General features: G+C 71.3%; 1 protein-coding gene and 1 pseudogene. Both read right to left on the bottom strand.

What is annotated here, in order from left to right:
* Nucleotides 1-344 precede the first annotated feature (344 nt).
* On the bottom strand, nt 345-2,540 hold the full coding sequence (gene ligA / locus H5J33_RS29105) for an NAD-dependent DNA ligase LigA (RefSeq protein ID WP_181797795.1): 2,196 nt from the start codon (nt 2,538-2,540) through the stop codon (nt 345-347).
* A gap of 14 nt (nt 2,541-2,554) precedes the next feature.
* Nucleotides 2,555-3,065: pseudogene (locus H5J33_RS29100) on the bottom strand (methionine synthase); the annotation flags it as partial.

Here is a 3,065-nt window from a genome sequence, read left to right as displayed (position 1 = left end):
CGGTCCACCGGTTCTCGCGCCAGGCCCCCGCACGGCGGCGCGGGCGCAGCCGTGCGTTGGGGGCGGCGCTCTCGGTCGGTTCCATTCCCGTCCCTCTCACAGCCGGCGGTGCCCACGCCACGCGGCCCGACGACCGACAACCATCAGCGGCTCCGCGTCGAAGAAACCCTCCCCGGGCCTGTCGAGGGCACGGAGATGCCCCAGCCGCAGCTGGGCACGGCGGGCGCACACCTCAACAGTAGGCCGCGAAAGGCATCCACGGGCAGCGGTCTCCGACGGTTGCCCGAATGTGCCCGGGCCACCCGTATGCAACTGATATGCGCCGAACGGGTGGCCTTCAACCGCTACTCCTCGGTCGGAAGCGCGACTTCGGCCGCCGCTTCGGGGCCCTGCTCCAACAGGACGTCGAAACCGTCCTCGTTCAGAACAGGAACCTTGAGCTGCATGGCCTTGTCATATTTCGATCCGGGGTTGTCACCCACAACGACGAAAGATGTCTTTTTCGAAACCGATCCGGTCACCTTCGCGCCCCGGCTCTGCAGTGCCTCCTTGGCGCCGTCCCGGGTGTAGTTCTCCAGCGTGCCGGTGACGACGACCGTGAGCCCCTCCAGCGGGCGCGGCCCCTCGTCCTCCCCGGACGCCTCGTCCTCCAGCGGCACCCCGGCGGCCTTCCACTTGCGGACGATCTCGCGGTGCCAGTCCTCGGCGAACCACTCCTTGAGCGCGGCGGCGATGATCGGGCCGACGCCGTCGGTGGCCGCCAGCTCCTCCTCGGTCGCCTGCTCGATGCGGTCGATGGAGCGGAACTCGCGCGCGAGGGCCTGCGCGGCCACCGGCCCCACGTGCCGGATGGACAGCCCGTTCAGGAAGCGGGCCAGCGGACGGGACTTGGCCGCCTCGATGTTCGCGAGCAGGGCGAGGGTGTTCTTCTTCGGCTCGCCCTTCTGGTTGGCGAAGACCGTGACGACCTTCTCCGCACCGGTCTTGGGGTCGTGCTTGGGCAGTCCGCTGTCCGGGTCCAGCACATGGGCCTTGATGGGCAGCAGCTTCTCCACCGTCAGGTCGAACAGGTCGCCCTCGTCCACCAGCGGCGGGTCGGCCGGCTCCAGCGGCCGGGTCAGCGCGGCGGCGGCCACCGCGCCGAAGTGCTCGATGTCCAGGCACTCGCGGCCCGCCAGATACGACACCCGCTCGCGCAACTGGGCCGGGCAGGTGCGGGCGTTCGGGCAGCGCAGGTCCACGTCGCCCTCCTTCATCGGCCGCAGCGGCGTGCCGCACTCCGGGCACTCGGCCGGCATCACGAACTCCCGCTCGCCGCCGTCCCGCAGGTCCACCACCGGGCCGAGGATCTCCGGGATGACGTCACCGGCCTTGCGCAGCACGACGGTGTCCCCGATGAGGACGCCCTTGGCCTTGACGACCTCCTGGTTGTGCAGGGTGGCGAACTCCACCTCGCTGCCCGCCACCGTGACCGGCTCCACCTGGGCGTACGGCGTGACCCGGCCGGTGCGGCCGACACCCACCTTGATGTCGACCAGCTTGGTGTTGACCTCCTCCGGCGCGTACTTGTAGGCGATCGCCCAGCGCGGCGCCCGCGCGGTGGAGCCGAGCCGCCCCTGGAGGCGGATCTCGTCCAGCTTGACCACGACACCGTCGATCTCGTGCTCGACGGAGTGCCGGTTCTCGCCGTAGTGCGCGATGAACTCCCGCACCCCGTCCAGGCCGTCGACCACGCGGTTGTGCGGGGAGGTGGGCAGGCCCCAGGCCCCCAGCAGGTCATACGCCTGGGAGAGCCGGGTCAGGCCGGTGAATCCCTCCAGGGCGCCGATGCCGTGCACCACCATGTGCAGCGGGCGGGTCGCGGTGACCCTCGGGTCCTTCTGGCGCAGCGAACCGGCGGCGGCGTTACGGGGGTTGGCGAACGGCTTGTCACCGGCCGCGACCAGGCGTTCGTTCAGCTCGAGGAACTTCTCCATCGGGAAGTAGACCTCGCCGCGGATCTCCACCAGGTCGGGCACCTCCGCGCCGGCCAGGCGGTCGGGGATCTCCGCGATGGTGCGCACGTTCGGCGTGATGTCCTCGCCGGTGCGGCCGTCGCCGCGGGTGGCCGCGCGGGTCAGCCGGCCCTTCTCGTAGGTGAGGTTGACCGCGAGGCCGTCCACCTTCAGCTCGCACAGGAAGTGGTACGTCTGGTCGCCCAGTTCCCGCGCGATGCGGTCGGCCCAGGCGGCCAGTTCCTCGTCGTTGAACGTGTTGTCCAGCGACAGCATCCGCCGGCGGTGCTCGACGGCGGTGAACTCCGTCTCGTAGGACCCCGCGACCTTCTGGGTGGGCGAGTCCGGGGTACGCAGCTCCGGATAGCGCTCCTCCAGCTCCTCCAGGGACTTCAGGAGCCGGTCGAACTCCGCGTCGCTGACGACGGGAGCGTCCTTCACGTAGTACCGGAAGCGGTGCTCCTCGACCTGCTCCGCCAGGCGCGCGTGGGTCTCGCGGGCCTCGGCGGGCACCGCTGTCGTCTCCGCTTGCTTGTCGCCGGCCACCGTGTTGTCCTCCGTTACTCAGGGTTGTCCGCGAGGGATCTCGCCGCCCGGACGCAGTGGGCGAGCACCCGGCGCGCGTAGGCGGGGGAAGCGCCCGCCAGACCGCACGCCGGGGTCACCGTGACCGCCTCCGCGAGCAACCCCGGATGCAGCCCCAGCCTGCGCCACAGCGTCCTGACACCCATGACGCTACCGGCAGGGTCCGACAACGGGCCGTCCGTGCCCGGCACGACACCGGCGAACAGCCGGGTACCCGCCTCGACGGCCTCGCCGATCGACTCGTCGTCACGCTCGGTGAGCAGCGCGAAGTCGAAGGAGACGGCCGCCGCGCCGGCCCGCCGCAGCAGCGCGAACGGCACGTCCGGGGCGCAGGAGTGCACGGTCACCGGTCCGCCGCCGGCCGCCGCGACGACGTCCCGCAGCGTGGCCTCCACGACCTGCCGGTCCACGGCGCGGTGGGTTCGGTAGCCGCTGGCGGTGCGGACCTGCCCGCGCAGCACGGCGGTCAGGGAGGGCTCGTCGAGC

It is taken from the genome of Streptomyces sp. WELS2 (assembly GCF_013870595.1).
Lineage (GTDB): Bacteria > Actinomycetota > Actinomycetes > Streptomycetales > Streptomycetaceae > Streptomyces.
The sequence above is the reverse complement of the archived record's forward strand: the minus strand, read 5'-3'. Positions and strand labels throughout refer to the sequence as shown.